Below are 17389 nucleotides of genomic sequence, written 5' to 3'. Positions count from 1 at the left end.
TCCGGTGCGCGGGGGTGGCGGCCGAGGGCGCCGCCCCACCTCACGCGCGGGTCTTCCGGCTCACCGCGAACTCGTCGGCGGCGGCGAGGTCGAAGTCGCCGTGGTCGCTGCCGAGTCCCTGTGCGACGAGGGCCGCCGCCGCGCAGCCGAGGACGGCGGCGTCCGCCGGGGCGCGGCCGAGGGCCACTCCCCGCAGGTAGCCCGCCGAGAAGGCGTCACCGCACCCGGTGCTGTCGACGACGTCGACCGCGAAGGCGGGGACCGTCGCGCTGCCCTCCGCGCTCACCACGAGCGCGCCCTCCCCGCCCCGCGTGACCGCGACGACGCCCGCGCCGGCGCCGCGCAGCTTCTCCACGGCGGCCGCCAGGTCCCGCTCGCCGGTGAAGCCGAGCGCCTGGTCCTCGTTGGGCAGCAGGTGGTCCACGTGCGGCAGCACCGCCTCGAGCTGGTCGAAGCTGCCCAGTTCGCCCGGCGCGAGCAGGTCGACGGAGGTGACCGTGTCGTGCTCCCCGGCGTACGCCAGGATGCGGGCGGCGACGTCGGCACCGATCAGTTCGGGGCCGCCGAGGTGCAGATAGGTGGCCTCGGCGATGGCGTCCCAGGGCACGTCGTCGAGGCCGTAGGTGATGTTGGCGCCGAGCAGGTGCAGGGAGGGCCGGTCGCCGTTGGGGCGGATCGGCAGGACGCTCGCCGAGGTGGACGTGTCGGTGCGGCGGACGAGCGAGCCGGTGTCGATGCCGGCCCGCTGGAGGAGCTGGACGAGCAGGTCGCCGGTGGGGTCGGTGCCGATGGCGCCCGCGCTGCGGACCGACGCGCCCAGCTTGGCGAGGGTGAGGGCGGTGCCGCCGGCCGTCCCGGCGGCGGTCATACGGATGTCCTCCACCAGGGTCGCGCCCTGCCCCTCGGGTATGGCCTCCACCGGCCGTACCAGCACGTCCAGGACGTGCACGCCCATCGTGACGACCTTCATCGGTTTCCCTCCTGCGCGGGTGGTACGGGCTGGGTGGTGCCGTAGTCACGGGCGAGCGCGGCCTCGATCACCGCGAGCTGCTGCTGTTCGTCGAGGGCCCGGGGGCGGCCCATGGCGGCGGCCCGCTGGTAGACACCGCAGGCCCATTCGAGCAGCAGCGCGTGCTCGACCGCCTTGTCGAGCGTGGACGCGTGGGTGACCGCGCCGTGGTTCGCCATGAGGGCGGCGCTGCGGCCGTCGAGCGCGGCGAGCACCGACTCGGCGAGTTCCGGGGTACCGAAGGTGGCGTACGGCGCGACCCGGACCGTGCCGCCCAGGGCGAGCAACTGGTAGTGGATGCAGGGGAGTTCGTCGAGCACGCAGGACACCGCGGTGGCCATCGGCGCGTGGGTGTGGACGACCGCGCCCGCACCGTGGCGGCGGTAGACGCCGAGGTGCAGTTCCAGTTCGGAGGTGGGCCGCAGGGTTCCGGCCACGACCTTCCCGTCCGCCAGATCGACGACGGTGACCTGGTCGGCGGTCAGTTCGGCGAGGACCGCTCCGGTCGCGGTGATCGCGACCCGCTCGCCCACCCGCAGGCTGACGTTCCCCGCCGTGCCGATGAGGAGGCCCTCGGCCCCCAGGCGCCGGCAGGCGTCCGCCACGGCGGCCCGCTCCTGACCCAGCGCGGAGCTTGAGTCGGTCATGGGCGCGACGGTAGCGTAAAGGTGAAACAATGTCACGTTCATGTTCGGAGGCAGTCCTTGGACCGGCCGACCGCGGATCCGGGCCGCGTTCCCGTGCGCCGTACACCCCGGCAGGCGCGCAGCAGGGCGCGGCTGGCGCTGGTGCTGGAGGCCGCCGAGCGCGTCCTGGTCGACGAGGGGGTCGAGGCGCTCACGACGACACGGGTGGCGGCCGAGGCCAAGGTGTCGGTGGGCTCGCTGTACCAGTACCTGCCCGACCGTGACGCCATCATCGACGCCCTCGCCGCGGGCTACTTCACCCGGCTCGAAACCGTCATGGACGACCTCGTCCGGGCGGCGGCGGCCGAGCGGTGGGAGGATCCCGTGGGCGTGCTCGTCGACGCGTTCGCCGGCATCTACCGCACGGAACACGGCCTGCGTGCCCTGTGGTTCGGCAGCGGGCTGACCGAGCGGACCCGGGCCGCCGACCGCGAGCACAAGCGCCGGATGGCGGACGGCGTCCGCCGCGTCCTGCTGGCGCTCGGCGCGGTCCTCCCCCACTCCCCACCCGGCCCGAGCGGGGAGATCCCCGGCGACGAGGCGCTCGCCCGCTCCTGCCACGCGGCGGTGCTGGCGGCGGACGCGCTGGCGCAGGAGGCGTTCCGGCGGGACGCGGGGGGCGACGCGGATCTGCTGGAGGAGGCGAAGGTGATGCTGCGGGGCTATCTGGCGGCGGTCGTGGGACGTTACCCGTCGCGCCCCTGAGCGACGGCGCCCCACCGATACGACAAGGCCGCCCTCTCGTCCGAGAAGGCGGCCTCCGACCGCGTGAAGCTGGTCGGGACGACAGGATTTGAACCTGCGACCCCTTGACCCCCAGTCAAGTGCGCTACCAAGCTGCGCCACGTCCCGCCGCGCTCCGCCCCGGGTGAACCGTGGGAACGCGCAGGTAAACACTACCGTACGCGTACGGGCGCGGCGGTCGGGGGCCGGTGGGCGGCCGGCCGTGCCTCGGGACGGAGGCGGGGGACGGGGGTCGGTCCGCGAGCGGGTGGCCGGGGGCCGGCAGGTCCGTGATCCGCTCGGTGACCGTCCGGGCGGTGTTGCCCGCGGGCCGCCCGCGACGACGACGGTGACGACGCCCCGCATGCGGCCGCGCGTCTCGTCGGGCCGAGGGCCTTCGGCCCACCGTGGTCGACGTCGCGATGGTCGGGCGCCGGCGCGGTGCGCACGCCGTCGGACCCGAGGGGCGGGGCGAACACGGGTGTGTCGTCAGGGGGACGAGGTCGGGCAGGAAGGCGCGGCCGGGAGGGTGACGGTGGGTCAGACCGGGGTGGCGCCGCGGGTGCGTACGGGGGCGGTGGAGTTGCGCACCAGCAACTCGGCGGCCACGTCGGTGGGTTCGGCCGGCAGCGGCCGGCCCTCGAGGGCGGCGGTGAGGAGGCCGACGGCGCGGTCGGCGACCGTGGCGAGGTCCTGGCGCAGGGTGGTCAGGGGCGGGGAGAGGTAGGGGGCGGCGGGGATGTCGTCGAAGCCGACCACGCTCACGTCGCGCGGCACGGTCAGGCCGGCCTCGGCGAAGGCGCGGACCAGGCCGATCGCCATGTCGTCGTTGGCGGCGAACACGGCGGTGACGTCGGGCAGCCGGGCCAGGTGACGGCCTGCCGCGTAACCCGAGGCAGGCGTCCAGTCGCCCTCGGCGGGCAGCGGCGGCTCGGGCGCGCCGGCGGCGCTGAGCGCCTCGCGCCAGCCCTGGACGCGTTCGCGGGCGCTGAACCAGTCCTGCGGGCCGGGGACGTGCCAGACGGTGCGGTGCCCCAGGGCGAGCAGGTGTTCGGTGGCGAGCCGGGCGGCGGCCACGCCGTCGGCCCGGACGACGGCGCCGCGGCCGCCGGCCGTGTCCACCGGGGCACTGACACTGACGACCGGCAGGTCGGTGTGCACGCGCAGGGGGGTGCCGTCGTCGACCGGTTCGGCGAGGACCAGGCCGTCGACGCCCTGTTCCAGTAGCGACTCCACGGCAACGGTGACGCCCTGGTCCCGCAGGGTGCTCGCCAGGGCGAAGGTGTAGCCCGCGCGCTGCACGGCCTGCTCCAGGCCGAACAGCAGGGAGGTCGGGCCGTACAGCGGGGAGCCGAGGGCGACGACGCCGATCCTGCGGTAGCGGCCCAGCAGGAGGGCGCGGGCGGCGGTGTTGGGGCGGTAGTCCAGGTCGCGGATGGCCCGCAGCACCCGCTCGCGCACCTCGGGGCTGACGTGCGGTTCCCCGTTGACGACCCGGGAGACCGTCTTCTGCGAGACGCCGGCGGCGCGGGCGACCTCCGTCATCGCCGGACCGCGCCGGGGTCTGGCCGTCGCCATGGGACGCTCCCGTCGGTCGTCGGCCGCGCCGGTGGACTCCACCGTCCGCGCGCTCCACCTGTGCGCTCCGCCTCCGGACCACGTAGTCAAACCCGGTCGACGACCTCCCGAGGACCGGGTTTGACTACGTAGTCAACCAGTCTTGAGGGCGGACTCCGGCCGCGTCAAGACCCGGCGGCCCACAAGCCCCCGCACAAGCCGCGCAAGACCAGGCAAACCTTGCGCAAGAGCTTCCGGTCACTCCGGGCCCGACACACAGAAATTCCCCGGCGGCCACGCGGCGCCGGAATGCGAACTCCCGTTACGGACATGCGGTCCAAAGGAACGCATTTCCAGCGGTCATGCATGTTTCAACAAGGGGAGGCGGCTATGAATCGATCACTGCACAAAGCAATTGACCGCTTTCCCCCACCCTGCCAGGGTCCCCCGATTGACCGAATCAATACGGTCGCATACCGGCCTTCCGTTCAAACGTTGACCAGTGAGTAACCCCCACACTACCTTGCAACGCGTTTCGAGTACGCGCTTTGATCGGCGTTCCGCGGTGATCCCTGCCCGCTCGAATCCGGTGTGTCGCTTTTGCTGTCCCGAACCCCCCACCGTGCAGTTTCACCCTTGATTCGGAGAATCATGACGTCCGCTGTGCGTTCCGAGGACATGATTATCGGCATCACTCCTTTCGGCGAACCCGATGCCGGGCTCGCCCTTGCGGTCGCCCGGGCCGGCGGGGTGGGCGTACTCGATCTCGGTGACGGCGACCGAAGAACGCGCGAGGCCCTGGCCCGGCTGCGCCGGGCGTCCCCGGGCGCGTTCGGGGTCAGAGTCGGCCCCCGCTGCCGGCTGTCCCCCGACGACCTCGCCCCCGACGGCCCGCACACGGTGGTGCTGGCCGCGGACGCGCCCTGGCCGGTCGCCGACCTCGCCGCACGCCACCGGGTGCTGGTGGAGGTCACCGATCCGGCGGGCGCGCGGGAGGCCGCCCGGGCCGGCGCGCACGGGCTGATCGCACGGGGCGGCGAGTGCGGCGGCCGGATCGGCGAACTGAGCACCTTCGTCCTGCTCCAACAACTGCTGGCGGCACCCGACGTGGAGCTGCCGGTATGGGCCTGCGGCGGCATCGGTCCGCGCACGGCCGCCGCCGCGGTGGCCGGCGGCGCGGCCGGCGTCGTCCTGGACACCCAGCTCGCCCTGCTGGACGACGCCGCGCTGCCCGGCCCGGCGGCCGCCGCGCTGCGCACCCTGGACGGCTCGGAGACCGTTGTCCTGGCCGGTCACCGCGTCCTGCTGCGCCGTGGCCCGGACGCCCCACCGGTCTCCGACGACGCCGGACCGCGGGCGATCGCGGCGATGCTGGGCGCGCGGGATCCCCGCACCCAGCTCCTGCCGGTGGGCCAGGACGGCTTCCTCGCCGCCCGCTTCGCCGACCGCTGGGGCGACGTACGGCGGACGGTGCGGGCATTGCGGGACGCGGTGCGCGGCGCGGTGCGGGACGCCGTACGGGAGGACGGGCCGGGGCGGGCGCTGGGGGCCGGCTCGCCGATGAGCCGGGCGCTCGGGACGCGGCTGCCGGTGGCGCAGGGGCCGATGACGCGGGTCAGCGACGGCGCCGGGTTCGCCGCGGCGGTCGCCGCGGACGGGGCGCTGCCGTTCCTCGCGCTGGCGCTGGCGGACGGCGCGCGGTCACGGGCGATGCTGGCGGAGACCCGGGAGGCGGTGGCCGGCCGGCCGTGGGGTGTGGGCGTGCTCGGTTTCGCGCCGGAGGACGTACGGGCCGCCCAGCTGGAGGCCGTACGGGAGCTGCGGCCGACGCACGCGATCATCGCGGGCGGGCGCCCCTCCCAGGCGCGGGCGCTGGAGCGGGAGGGCATCCGGACCTTCCTGCACGTGCCCTCGCCGGGGCTGCTGCGGCAGTTCCTCGCGGCCGGGGCGCGCCGGTTCGTGTTCGAGGGCTCCGAGTGCGGCGGGCACGTCGGGCCGCGCGGCAGCTTCCCGCTGTGGGAGGCCCAACTCGCCGTGCTGGAGGACCACCTGGACGGCGGCGACGCCGACGGCGTCGAGGTGTTCTTCGCGGGCGGCGTGCACGACGAGCGGTCGGCGGCGATGGTCGCCGCGCTCGCCGCGCCGCTGACCGCGCGCGGGGCGGCCGTCGGCGTCCTGATGGGCACCGCCTACCTGTTCACCGAGGAGGCGGTGGCGCGGGGCGCGATCCAGCCCCTCTTCCAGCGGCAGGTCCTGGCCGCGCGGCGCACCACGCTCCTGGAGTCGGCGCCGGGACACGCCACGCGCTGCGTGCCCAGCCCCTTCGCCTCCGGATACCGCGAGGAGGAGGCCCGGCTGCGCGCGCGGGGCGTGCCCGACCGGCGGATCTGGGAGGAACTGGAGCGGCTCAACGTCGGCCGGCTGCGCATCGCCAGCAAGGGCGTGACCCGGGAGGCCGACGGAACGCTCGCGCCCGTCGACGAGCGACGCCAGCTCACCGAGGGGATGTTCATGGCCGGGGAGGTGGCCGTGCTGCGCTCGGCGACCACCACGATCGCCGCGCTGCACGCCTCGGTGACGACGGGAGCGGCCGCGTTCCTGGCCCGGCGCGCGGCCGAACTCGGCGAGGAGACGACGGCCGCGCGGCCGGAGCCGCCCGCACCGCTCGACATCGCCGTCGTCGGCATGGCCTGCATGTTCCCGAACGCCCCCGACCTGGCCACCTTCTGGGCGAACGTCGTCGGCGGCCACGACGCCGTCACCGAGGTCCCGCCGCAACGCTGGGACCCGGCCGTCCACCACGGCGCGTCCACCCCGTCGAAGTGGGGCGGCTTCCTGCCGCCCATCCCCTTCGACCCGCTGCGCTACGGCATCCCGCCCACCTCCCTCGGCTCCGTCGAGCCCGTCCAGTTGCTGTCCCTGGAGGCCGCCCGGCGCGCCCTGGAGGACGCCGGGTACGGCGACGGCGGCCGGGACTTCGACCGCTCCCGCACCTCGGTGGTGTTCGGCGCGGAGGCGGGCAGCGACCTGTCCAACGCGGCCACGCTGCGGGCCGTCCTGCCCTCCTACTACGGCAGGGTCCCGCAGGACCTGGACGACCAGCTCCCGCGGCTCACCGAGGACTCCTTCCCCGGCATGCTCGCCAACGTCGTCTCCGGCCGGATCGCCAACCGGCTCGACCTCGGCGGCGCCAACTACACCGTCGACGCCGCGTGCGCCTCCTCGCTCGCCGCCGTCGACGTCGCCTGCAAGGAACTCGTCGGCGGCACCAGCGACGTGGTGCTGTGCGGCGGCGCCGACCTGCACAACGGCATCAACGACTACGTCCTCTTCTCCTCGGTGCACGCCCTCTCCCCCACCGGCCGCTCCCGCGCCTTCGACGCCTCGGCGGACGGCATCGCCCTCGGCGAGGGCGTGGCCTGCGTCGTCCTCAAACGGCTCGCGGACGCCGAACGGGACGGCGACCGGATCTACGGCGTCATCAAGGGCCTCGGCTCCTCCAGCGACGGTCGCTCCCTCGGCCTGACCGCGCCCCGCCCCGAGGGACAGCGGGCGGCACTGGAGCGGGCCTACCGCAACGCTGGCGTCTCCCCGGCCGACGTCGGGCTCGTCGAGGCGCACGGCACCGGCACGGTGGTCGGCGACCGCACCGAACTCCGTGTTCTCGGCGAGGTGTTCGGCGCCGCGGGTGCCGAGGCGGGCGGCTGCGCGATCGGTTCGGTGAAGTCGCAGATCGGCCACACCAAGTGCGCCGCCGGCCTGGCGGGCCTGATCAAGACCGTCCTCGCGCTGTACACGGGCGTGCGGCCGCCGACGCTGCACGTCGAGGCGCCCAACTCGGCCTGGGACGCGGACAGCAGCCCGTTCGCCTTCCACACCGAGGCCCGGCCGTGGGCGGCGCCCGCCGCGGAACGCCTGGCCGGAGTGAGCGCGTTCGGCTTCGGCGGCACCAACTTCCACGTCGTCCTCAGCGCTCACGCCGACGGCGTGCCGCCCGTGCGCGGCCTGGACGCCTGGCCTGCCGAGCTGTTCGTCTTCCGCGGACGGGACGAGAAGGCGGCCCACCGCGCGGTGGAGGAACTCCTGAAGACCGCCGAGGCGGAGGGACGGCCGTGGCGACTGCGCGACCTCGCGCTGAGCGCGGCCCGCCGGTCCGACGCGAGCGCGGATCCGGCGCGGGTCGCGATCGTGGCGAACGATGTGGACGACCTGACGGCAAAGCTGCGGCGAGTCCTGACGGACCCGGGCGCGCACGATCCGGCCGGCGGGATCCATCTGGCGGGCCGGGAGACACCGACCACCGCCACGACGGCGGGCCAGGGCACCACGCCCGCCGTGGGCAACGCCGCCGGGCCGGTCGGAGACGGTGACGGCGGCCGGGTCGAAGGCTGGGGTGCCGGCCGGAGCGCGGGCGGGGGTGCCGGCCGGGTCGCAGGCGGGGGTGCCGTGCCGGACGAACGCGGGGGCGCCGTGTCCGTGCCGGCCGAATGCGGGGGCGGCACCGCGTCTGTGGCGGGTGAAGGCCGGGACGCCGCGACCGTGGCGGGTGAAGGCCGGAGCACCGCGACCATGACCGGTGAAAGCCGGAGCACCGCGACCGTCGCGGCCGAAGGCCGAGGCACCGCAAGCATGGCGGCCGAAGCCCGGAGCGCCGTATCCGTCGCGGCCGAACGCCGGGACACCGAGTCCACGGCGGCCGAAGGTTGGTGTGCCACGACGGCGGCGGGCGAAGGCCGCGCGGGCCAGGTCCTCGACGGACTCCGTGGCCAGGTAAGGCGTGACGGCGGCGGTGCGGAAGCCGATGCGCGGGGCGACGTCGTGGGCCTCGCGGACGTCACCGGCCCCGGCCGGCAGGCCCGCCCGGGTGTGCTGCTGGGTGCGGACGATGTGGTCGCAGCGGGCGCCCCGCCCGACGGCGTGACCAGTGCCGTCGCCGACCGACACGCCGCTGCTCCCGCCGACCGGCACACCGCCGCTCCCGCCGACAGCCCGCCCGGTGCCACCGCCGACCGGCACGCTACGGCGTCCCCCGCACTCCGGCCTCCCGCCGACAGCCCGCCCGGCGCCGCAGCCGACCGGCACGCCGCCGCTCCCGCCGCGCGCAGGGCCCCCGCGTCCACGCCCGGCAAGGTCGCCTTTCTCTTCCCCGGTCAGGGCAGTCAGCGGACCGGGATGCTCGCCGATCTGTTCGTCGCCCTTCCCGAGCTGCGGGCCTATCTGGAGCTCGGACGGGCGCACGCCGACGCGCTGTATCCGCCGGCCGCCTTCGACGACGCCGTGCGTGAGCGGCAGCGGGCCGCGCTGACCGACACCCGGGTGGCGCAGCCGGCCCTGGGGATCGCCGGGCTCGCCGCGCACGCCGTGCTGACCGCCGCCGGGGTCCGGCCCGACATGGCCGCCGGGCACAGTTACGGCGAGCTGGTCGCCCTCTGCGCGGCCGGCGCCCTCACCCCCGAGACGCTGCTGGAGCTGAGTTCGGAGCGGGCGGCGGCGATCCTGGAAGCCGCCGAGGCCGCCGGGGAGGAACCCGGGACCATGGCCGCGGTCGCGGCCGGCGCCGAGGACGTCGCGCGGGCGCTCCAGGCGGTGGGCGCCCCGGACCGCGTCGTCGTCGCCAACCGCAACGCGCCGCAGCAGACGGTGATCTCGGGACCGTCCGAGGCGGTCGTCGAGGCGGTGCGGCTGCTGCGCGAGGCGGGGCTCGCGGCCCAGCGCATCCCCGTGGCCTGCGCCTTCCACAGCCCGCTGGTCGCCGGTGCGGGCGACCGGTTCGCCGGGGCGCTCGCGGCCCGCCCGGTCCACGCGCCCGAGTTCCCCGTGTGGGCCAACCGCACGGCCGCCCCGTACGCCGCCGACGCGGACGCGGTCCGGGCCGAGCTCGCCGCCCAGATCGGTGCCCCGGTCGCCTTCGTCGAGCAGGTGGAGGCGATGTACGAGGCCGGTGCGCGCGTCTTCGTCGAGGCCGGCCCCGGGTCCGTGCTGACCCGGCTGGTCGGGCAGATCCTCGGCGACCGCCCGCACACCACCGTGGCCTGCGAGCCCCGTCCCGGCGACGGTCTGCGGAGCTGGCTCGACGCCCTGGCCCGGCTCGCCGTCGCGGGACTGCCGGTGCGCACCGCCTGGCTGCTGCGCGGACGCGACGCGGTCGACGCGGTGCGCACGCCCGCGCCGAAGCGGCCCGGCTGGACGGTGGACGGCCAGCTCGTGCGCACCGCCTCCGGCGCCCTCCTGCCCGGTGCGCTCGCACCGGCCCGACGCATCGTGGAACCCCTGGAGACGACTGTGACGACCAACCCCCCACACGGCGTCCCGTCCGACCGGGACGCGCTCATCTCCGAATTCCTGCGCACCAGCCGGGAGATGATCGCCGCCCAACGGGACGTGCTGCTCACCTACTTCGGGGCGGCGCCCGGGGCGACGGTCGCGCCGCCCGTGCTCGTGGAAGCACCTGCGGCACAGGTGGCTCCGGCGCGTGCGACTCCGGTGAACGGGACGGCTCAACCTGCCGTAGACGCACGGGAGTCGGAGGTGGCTCCCGAGTCCGCCGGCGCTCCGGCCGGTCCCGCCGACGTCGGGCGGCTGGTCCTGGAGGTCATCGGCGAGCACACCGGCTACCCGATCGACATGATCGAGCCCGATCTCGACCTGGAGGCCGACCTCAGCATCGACTCCATCAAGCGGGCCGAGATCGCCGGTGAGCTGGCCAGGCGGCTGGGCGCCGGGGACGGCGCGGACCTGACCGCCATGGACGACGCCGAGCTGGAGGAACTGGCGAAGGCGCGCACGGCCGCGGCGGTGACCGACTGGCTCACGGCACGGCTGGGCGAGCCGGCCGGACGGAAGGGGTCGGCCGGACGGGAGGAGTCGGCCGGGCCGGCCGCCCCCGCCGCGCCCGTGGCGGTCACGCCGGCCCCCGCCACGGCCCCGGTCCCGGCCCAGGCCCGGGCGCAGGCCACCGGGGAGGTCACCGGCGAACCACCCCGGCGGCACGTCCTGCGCCCCGTCCCCCTCGACGGTCCGGACGGCCCGGACGGCGCCCGCACCGACCCCTCCTCCGTCCTCTCCGGCACCCGCTGGACCGTCCTCGGCGAGGTCCCCGAAGTCGCCGCGCGCCTGCGGGAGTCCGGCGCCGCCGTCGTCGTACGGGGCCGGGACCACGAGCCGGCCGACGCGGACGGGCCGGTGGACGGCGTGCTGTACCTGGGGGCGCTCACCGGCGGTGAGGATCCGGTGCTGCCGGACGCGTTCCCCGTGCTGAAGGCGGCCCTGGCGCGCGCGCCGCGGTGGCTGCTGGCCGTGCGGCCCGCCGACGGCGAGGGACCGGACCCGCGCTCGGCGGGGCTGCACGGACTGTTCCGTACGGTGGCGCGGGAGTACCCGGAGACGGTGGCGCGGGTCGTCGACCTCGCCGACGTCTCGCCCTCCGCCGTCGCGGACGCGGTGGTGGCGGAGGCCGTCGCGTCGGACCGTGCGCCGGTCGTGCTGCGGACGGCGGCCGGACGGCACGGGTTCGAGCTGGTGGAGGAGCCGCTCGGCGCACTGGGCGGCACGGGCGCCGGGCCGGCCGGGGACGGCGCCGCCGAGGCCGCCGCGCTGGGCCTGGACCGGGACTCGGTGGTGGTGCTGGCGGGTGGGGCGCGGGGCATCACCGCGCAGTTCGCCGCCACGCTCGCCGGTGCCGCCCGCTGCCGCCTGGAACTGCTGGGCCGCACGCCCGCACCGGACGGCCCCGAGGACGCGGACACCGCCGCCGCGCGCACCCCGGCCGAACTGCGCGCGGCGCTCGCCGCCCGGGGCGGGGGAGGGCCGGCCGGGATCAACCGCGCCGCCGGACTGCTGCTGGCCCAGCGGGAGATCAGGGCGACGCTGGCGGAGCTCACCGCGCTCGGCAGCCAGGTGCGCTACCGCTGCGTCGACTTCCGGGATCCCGAGGCGGTGCTCCAGACCGTGAAGGAGATCCACGCCGAGCACGGCCGGCTCGACGGTGTGGTCCACGCGGCCGGCGTGATCGAGGACCGGCTCGTCGGCGAGAAGACCGCCGAGTCCTTCCAGCGTGTCTACGGCACGAAGGCGACCGGGGCCCAGGCCCTGCTCACGGCGCTGGAGGAGCTGCCCGCCGCGCCCGCGTTCACGGTGCTGTTCGGCAGCATCGCCGCCGTCCTGGGCAACCGCGGCCAGGTGGACTACGCGGCCGCCAACGACGCGCTGGAGACACTCGGCGCGGCCTTCGCCGCCCGCACCGGGCACCGCGCGCTGACCGTGCACTGGGGTCCGTGGGCGCCCGCGCCCGGTCACGCCGGCATGGTCGGGACGGAACTGGCCCGCGAGTACGCCCGGCGCGGCATCCGGCTGATCGACCCGAAGGAGGGAACCGCCGCGCTGCTGCGGGAGCTCGCCTGGGGCGAGGAGTCCGCGACCGCCGTCGTCTACACCGCCTCGGGCTGGTGACGGCCGCGGTGTCCACCACGGTGACCGCTCGTCAGGTGCCGGTCGCCGTCGTGGGGATGGCGGTGCTGCTGCCGGGCGCCGCCGACCTGGACGCGTACTGGCGGAACCTGCGGGACGGCGTGGACGCGATCGGCGAGGTGCCGGACGGGCGCTGGGACGCCGCCTACTACCGTCCCGGCACCGCCGCCGGCCCGGCCGTCGCGGACCGGGTGTACGCGCGGCGGGGCGGGTTCGTGGACGGGCTGGCGCAGGTCGAGGTCACCCGGTTCGGGATCATGCCGAACTCGGTCGCCGGGACCGAGCCCGACCAGCTCATCGCCCTGCACGTGGCCGCCTCCGCCCTCGACGACGCGGGCGGCGCGGACCGCCTCCCCGACCGGGGACGGGTCGGCGTCGTCCTCGGCCGGGGCGGCTACCTCACCCCCGGTCTCGTCCGGCTCGACCAGCGGGTGCGTACGGCGGCCCAGCTCGTGCGCACCCTGGGCGAGCTGCTTCCGGACCTGACCGCCGGACAGCTCGACCGGGTGCGGGAGGCGTTCACCGAGCGGCTCGGGCCGGACAGCCCCGAGTCGGCCATCGGCCTGGTGCCCAACCTCGCCGCCTCCCGGATCGCCAACCGGCTCGACCTGCGCGGCCCCGCGTACACCGTGGACGCCGCCTGCGCCTCGTCATTGGTCGCCGTCGACCAGGCGGTGAGCGAACTCGCCGCCGGGCGCTGCGACGTGATGCTCGCCGGAGGCGTCCACCACTGCCACGACATCACGCTGTGGAGCGTCTTCTCCCAGCTGCGCGCCCTCTCCCCCAGCCAGCGCATCCGCCCCTTCCACCGGGACGCCGACGGCATCCTGATCGGCGAGGGCACGGGCGTGGTCGTCCTCAAGCGGCTCGCCGACGCCGAGCGCGACGGCGACCGGATCTACGCCGTGATCCGGGGCACCGGGGTGGCGAGCGACGGCCGTGCGGCGGGCCTGGTCAACCCCGATCCGGGCGGCCAGGCACAGGCCGTACGGCAGGCCTGGCGGGCCGCCGGGCTCGACCCGGCCGGGTCCGGCTCGATCGGCCTGCTGGAGGCGCACGGGACCGCGACCCCGGCCGGTGACGGCGCCGAACTGGCCACGCTGGCCGAGGTGTTCGGGCCGGGGGACGGCGAGGCCGTGCTGGGCTCGGTCAAGTCGATGATCGGGCACACCATGCCCGCCGCCGGGGTGGCCGGCCTGGTCAAGGCCGCGCTCGCCGTCCACCACGGGACGCTGCTGCCGACCCTGCACTGCGACGACCCGCACCCCGGGCTGGCCCGTACCCGCTTCCGCACGCTGGAGAAGGCGGCCCGCTGGGAGACCACCCGCGAACAGCCGGTGCGCCGGGCGGCGGTCAACGCGTTCGGGTTCGGCGGGATCAACGCGCACGTGGTGCTGGAGGAGGCACCCGGGGCGCGCGCCGAGAGGTCCTCCGGGGCACACGCCGGCGAGCCCTTCGGGGCACGCGCGGGGTCCCCGCGCGCGGCAGCCCCGCCCCGAGCGGCCGCGCAGGTCGCCGAGCCCGAGCCCGTCCTCCTCCTCGCCGCCGGCTCACCCGACGGCCTCGCCGCCCTGCTGGACGCCGACGACGCCGCCGTGCGCGCCGCCGGGCTCGACCCCGCCCGCCCGCGTCCGGACGCGGGCGGCGCCCGGCTGGGCGTCGTCGGCCCGACCGCCAAACGGCTCGCCCTCGCCCGGCGCGCGGTCGGCAAGCGGCGCGCCTGGCACGGCCGCAGCGACGTCTGGTTCCGGCCCGGGCCGCTGCTCGGCGCCGGCCACGGGAAGCTGGCGTTCCTCTTCCCCGGTCTGGAGGGCGACTTCACCCCGCGGGTCGACGACGTCGCCGCCCACTTCGGTCTGTCCCCGCTGCCGCTCGCGGACGACCGGGTGGGCGACATCGGCCGGCACGGCCTCGGTGTCGTCGCCGTGGGCCGTCTCCTCGACACGGCGCTGCGCCGGACGGGGATCGTGCCGGACGCGGTCGCCGGGCACAGCGTGGGCGAGTGGACGGCCATGGCGGCGGGCGGGCTGTACTCGGGGGACGAGGTCGACGCCTTCATGGCGGACTTCGACCCGGACGCGGTGAGCGTGCCGGGCCTGGCCTTCGGGGCGATCGGCGCGCCCGCCGAGCGGGTGCTGGCGGCGCTGCGGGACGAGGGCTGGGCGGAGGCGGGTCTGGTGCTCTCCCACGACAACGCGCCCGGCCAGTCGATGGTGTGCGGCCCGGACGCGGCGGTGGACGACTTCGTGCGGGCGTTCCGGGCGCGGGGCGTGCTCAGCCAGGTCCTGCCGTTCCGCTCCGGCTTCCACACGCCGATGCTGGAGCCCCACCTCGGCCCGATCAGGGAGGCCGCCGCCCGCTTCCGGCTGCACCCGCCGCACACTCCGGTGTGGTCGGGGACGACCGCCGCGCCCTTCCCCGAGGACGAGGCGCGGGTCCGGGGCCTGTTCGTCCGGCACCTGCTGGAACCGGTCCGTTTCCGCCGGCTGACCGAGGCCCTGTACGCGGCCGGCCACCGGGTGTACGTCCAGGCCGGCCCGGGTCAGCTCGGCTCCCTCGTCGGCGACACCCTCGGCGGCCGAGACCATCTGGTCGTCGCTGCCAACTCCCCCCACCGCCCGGGTCTCGCCCAGCTCCGCCGGGTGGCGACCGCGGTGTGGGCGGCGGGAGCCCAGGTGGCCCCGGCGCTGTCCCGGGCCGACCATGCCGCCCCAGCAGCCCGGGCCGCCGGTGTACGGGCCGAACGGCCGCCGGTCCGGCTGGACCTGGACGGCGCCCTGGTGTCCCTGGAACCCGCGAGGCTGGCCGCGCTCCGCGCCGAGCTGCGGCCCGCCCGCACGGAGAGGCCTCCCGCCCGCACGGCGGGTCCCGCGGGCGGCACCCCGCTCGACGCGCTCGACGCCCTGGGCGCCCGCTCCCCCGTCGCCGCCGAACTCAGCGCCCTGCTCCAGGACACGGCGGGCACGGCCGCCGCCCTCATGACGGCGCCCGGGACGGCGCCGGCCCGCTCCCGGACGGTCTCCCCGCCGGCCCCCGCCCTCGCTCCCCGCCGGACCACCGTCCGCGTCTCCCCGCAGACCATGCCGTACCTCCTGGACCACTGTTTCTTCCCGCAGCGGCCCGGCTGGCCGGACGTGGCCGACCGGTGGCCGGTCGTCCCGGCGACGACGATCGTGCAGCACATCATGGACACGGCACGGGAGGCCGCCCCCGGCCGGGTGCCGGTCGCCGTGCACGGGGCGCGGTTCGAGGAGTGGCTCACCGCCACGCCCGCCGTGGACGTCCCGGTGACCGCGACCCCCGAGGGCCCGGACCGTCTGGCGGTCTCCTTCGGCCCGCGGGCCCGCGCCACCGTCGAACTCGCCGCCGCCCACCCGTCCCCCGCCCCCGCGCCCTGGCCCACGGACCCCGCCGCCGAGCGCGTCCCCGAGCACACCGCCGCCCAGCTGTACGACGACCGCTGGATGTTCCACGGCCCGGCGTTCCAGGGGGTCACCGAGCTCACCGCGATCGGCGACCGGCATCTGCGGGGCGTGATCACGACCCCGCCCGCGCCCGGCGCGCTGCTGGACAACGTCGGCCAGATCCTCGGCTACTGGATCATGGCCACGCGCACCGAGCGGACGGTCGTGTTCCCGGTCGGGATGCGGGAGATGCGTTTCCACGGCCCGCACCCCTCGCCCGGCACCCCGGTGGCGTGCCTGGTGCGGATCACCTCGCTCACCGACACCGTCCTGGAGGCCGACGTCCAGCTGACGGTCGGCGGCACGGTGTGGGCGGAGCTGTACGGCTGGCAGGACCGCCGCTTCGACAACGACCCGAAGACCCGTCCCGTGGAGCGCTTCCCGGAGCGCAACACGCTGTCCGAGGCCCGGCCGGGCGGCTGGTCGCTGCTGCACGAGCGCTGGCCGGACCTGGCCTCCCGCGAGCTGATCATGCGCAACTCGCTGGGTGGCCCGGAGCGTTCGGAGTACGCCGAGCTCGCGCCGCGCGGGCGCCGGCAGTGGCTGCTGGGCCGGATCGCGGTCAAGGACGCCGTACGGCGGTGGCTGTGGGACCACGGCGAGGGCCCGGTCTTCCCGGCGGAGCTGCGGGTGCACAACGACGAGGCGGGCCGCCCGTACGTCACCGGCGTGCACGGCCGTGTCCTGCCCCCGCTGGACGTGTCGCTGGCGCACTGCGCGGAGGCGGGCGTGGCGATCGTGCGGCCCCGCACCCCGGGCCCGGGGCCCGGCATCGACATCGAGGAGGTCACCGACCGCACCCCGCAGACCCTGGCCGTCGCCCTCGGCGAGGCCGAACTGCGCCTGCTGCGACGGCTGTCGGCAGCCGACGGAGACTCCGAGGCGCTGTGGTTCACCCGCTTCTGGACGGCGAAGGAGGCGGTCGCGAAGGCGGAGGGCACCGGATTCGCCGGCCGGCCACGCGACGTCGCCGTCCTCGACGCGACACCGGCCGGCGACCGGCTGACCGTCGCGGGCCGCCTGGAACGCGCCTACACCGTGCACTGCGCACCCGCCGCCAACCCACCCGGCCTGCCGGACCGTACCTACGTCGTGTCCTGGACGACGGGACCCGCACGGACGGGCCCGGCGCGGACGGCACCCACTGGAGCGAAGGAGTACGACCGATGACCACCCACACCGCCGTCACCGCCGACGAGGAGGCCGTCCTCGCCGATCTCACGGGCATGCTCGCGCGCCTGCTGGAGGACGAGTACGGCCTCGACGACGTCGAGATCGGCATGGACACCACGTTCAACCGCGACCTGGAACTGGAGAGCATCGACCTGGTCACCCTGGCCGGGATGCTCCAGGAGCGGTACGGCGACCGGGTCAACTTCGCCGAGTTCCTGGCCGGCATGGAGTTCGACGAGATCATCGAGCTGACCGTGGGGCGGCTCGTCGCGTACGTGGTGACGGCCCTGAGGGCCGCGGAGGCGAGCTGA

At 76.1% G+C, this 17389-nt stretch carries 7 protein-coding genes, 1 tRNA gene and 2 pseudogenes; 5 read left to right on the top strand and 5 right to left on the bottom strand.

What is annotated here, in order from left to right; translation table 11 throughout:
- Positions 1-40: 40 nt before the first annotated feature.
- Together ACF1A1_RS17355 and ACF1A1_RS17350 are read right to left on the bottom strand one after the other, a co-directional pair.
- Entirely contained in the window at positions 41-970 is a 930-nt protein-coding gene (locus ACF1A1_RS17355; protein ID WP_392000664.1) for a carbohydrate kinase family protein, read from the bottom strand.
- Positions 967-1656: a class II aldolase/adducin family protein gene (locus tag ACF1A1_RS17350; RefSeq protein WP_392000662.1), complete on the bottom strand. Its 690-nt coding sequence runs from the start codon at positions 1654-1656 to the stop codon at positions 967-969. Before ACF1A1_RS17350 ends, ACF1A1_RS17355 begins: the two co-directional genes overlap by 4 nt.
- A gap of 57 nt (positions 1657-1713) precedes the next feature.
- Here ACF1A1_RS17350 and ACF1A1_RS17345 point away from each other — a divergent pair, with 57 nt between their 5' ends.
- Positions 1714-2400: a TetR/AcrR family transcriptional regulator gene (locus ACF1A1_RS17345; protein WP_392000660.1), complete on the top strand. Its 687-nt coding sequence runs from the start codon at positions 1714-1716 to the stop codon at positions 2398-2400.
- Between the two features lie 70 nt (positions 2401-2470).
- Here the strand turns inward: ACF1A1_RS17345 and ACF1A1_RS17340 are convergent.
- A tRNA-Pro gene (locus ACF1A1_RS17340) sits at positions 2471-2547 on the bottom strand.
- A 411-nt stretch (positions 2548-2958) separates the two neighbouring features.
- Positions 2959-3996, bottom strand: a complete 1038-nt coding sequence (locus tag ACF1A1_RS17335) for a LacI family DNA-binding transcriptional regulator (protein WP_392000658.1) — start codon at positions 3994-3996, stop codon at positions 2959-2961.
- A gap of 630 nt (positions 3997-4626) precedes the next feature.
- Here ACF1A1_RS17335 and ACF1A1_RS17330 point away from each other — a divergent pair.
- A pseudogene (locus tag ACF1A1_RS17330) lies at positions 4627-8061 on the top strand (beta-ketoacyl synthase N-terminal-like domain-containing protein); the annotation flags it as partial.
- Between the two features lie 708 nt (positions 8062-8769).
- Here ACF1A1_RS17330 and ACF1A1_RS17325 read toward each other — a convergent pair.
- A pseudogene (locus ACF1A1_RS17325) lies at positions 8770-8919 on the bottom strand (hypothetical protein); the annotation flags it as partial.
- 228 nt (positions 8920-9147) lie between these two features.
- On the opposite strand from ACF1A1_RS17325, the gene ACF1A1_RS17320 reads away from it, so the two are divergent.
- The 3 genes from ACF1A1_RS17320 to ACF1A1_RS17310 are packed head-to-tail and all read left to right on the top strand — an operon-like array spanning position 9148 to position 17389.
- On the top strand, positions 9148-12423 hold the full coding sequence (locus tag ACF1A1_RS17320) for an SDR family oxidoreductase (protein WP_392000732.1): 3276 nt from the start codon (positions 9148-9150) through the stop codon (positions 12421-12423).
- A gap of 56 nt (positions 12424-12479) precedes the next feature.
- Complete coding sequence (locus ACF1A1_RS17315; protein ID WP_392000731.1) at positions 12480-17075, top strand: beta-ketoacyl synthase N-terminal-like domain-containing protein; 4596 nt, start codon at positions 12480-12482, stop codon at positions 17073-17075.
- Positions 17072-17389: an acyl carrier protein gene (locus tag ACF1A1_RS17310; protein WP_392000656.1), complete on the top strand. Its 318-nt coding sequence runs from the start codon at positions 17072-17074 to the stop codon at positions 17387-17389. The genes ACF1A1_RS17315 and ACF1A1_RS17310 overlap by 4 nt, the downstream gene beginning before the upstream one ends.

The organism is Streptomyces sp. NPDC014995 (assembly GCF_043080745.1).
GTDB lineage: Bacteria > Actinomycetota > Actinomycetes > Streptomycetales > Streptomycetaceae > Streptomyces.
The sequence above is the reverse complement of the archived record's forward strand: the minus strand, read 5'-3'. Positions and strand labels throughout refer to the sequence as shown.

Excerpts from the sequence above, each read along its gene's own strand:
- ACF1A1_RS17355 (WP_392000664.1), bottom strand. The coding sequence starts at position 970 with ATGAAGGTCGTCACGATGGGCGTGCACGTCCTGGACGTGCTGGTACGG.
- ACF1A1_RS17350 (WP_392000662.1), bottom strand. The coding sequence starts at position 1,656 with ATGACCGACTCAAGCTCCGCGCTGGGTCAGGAGCGGGCCGCCGTGGCG.
- ACF1A1_RS17335 (WP_392000658.1), bottom strand. The coding sequence starts at position 3,996 with ATGGCGACGGCCAGACCCCGGCGCGGTCCGGCGATGACGGAGGTCGCC.
- ACF1A1_RS17320 (WP_392000732.1), top strand. The coding sequence starts at position 9,148 with ATGCTCGCCGATCTGTTCGTCGCCCTTCCCGAGCTGCGGGCCTATCTG.
- ACF1A1_RS17315 (WP_392000731.1), top strand. The coding sequence starts at position 12,480 with ATGGCGGTGCTGCTGCCGGGCGCCGCCGACCTGGACGCGTACTGGCGG.
- ACF1A1_RS17310 (WP_392000656.1), top strand. The coding sequence starts at position 17,072 with ATGACCACCCACACCGCCGTCACCGCCGACGAGGAGGCCGTCCTCGCC.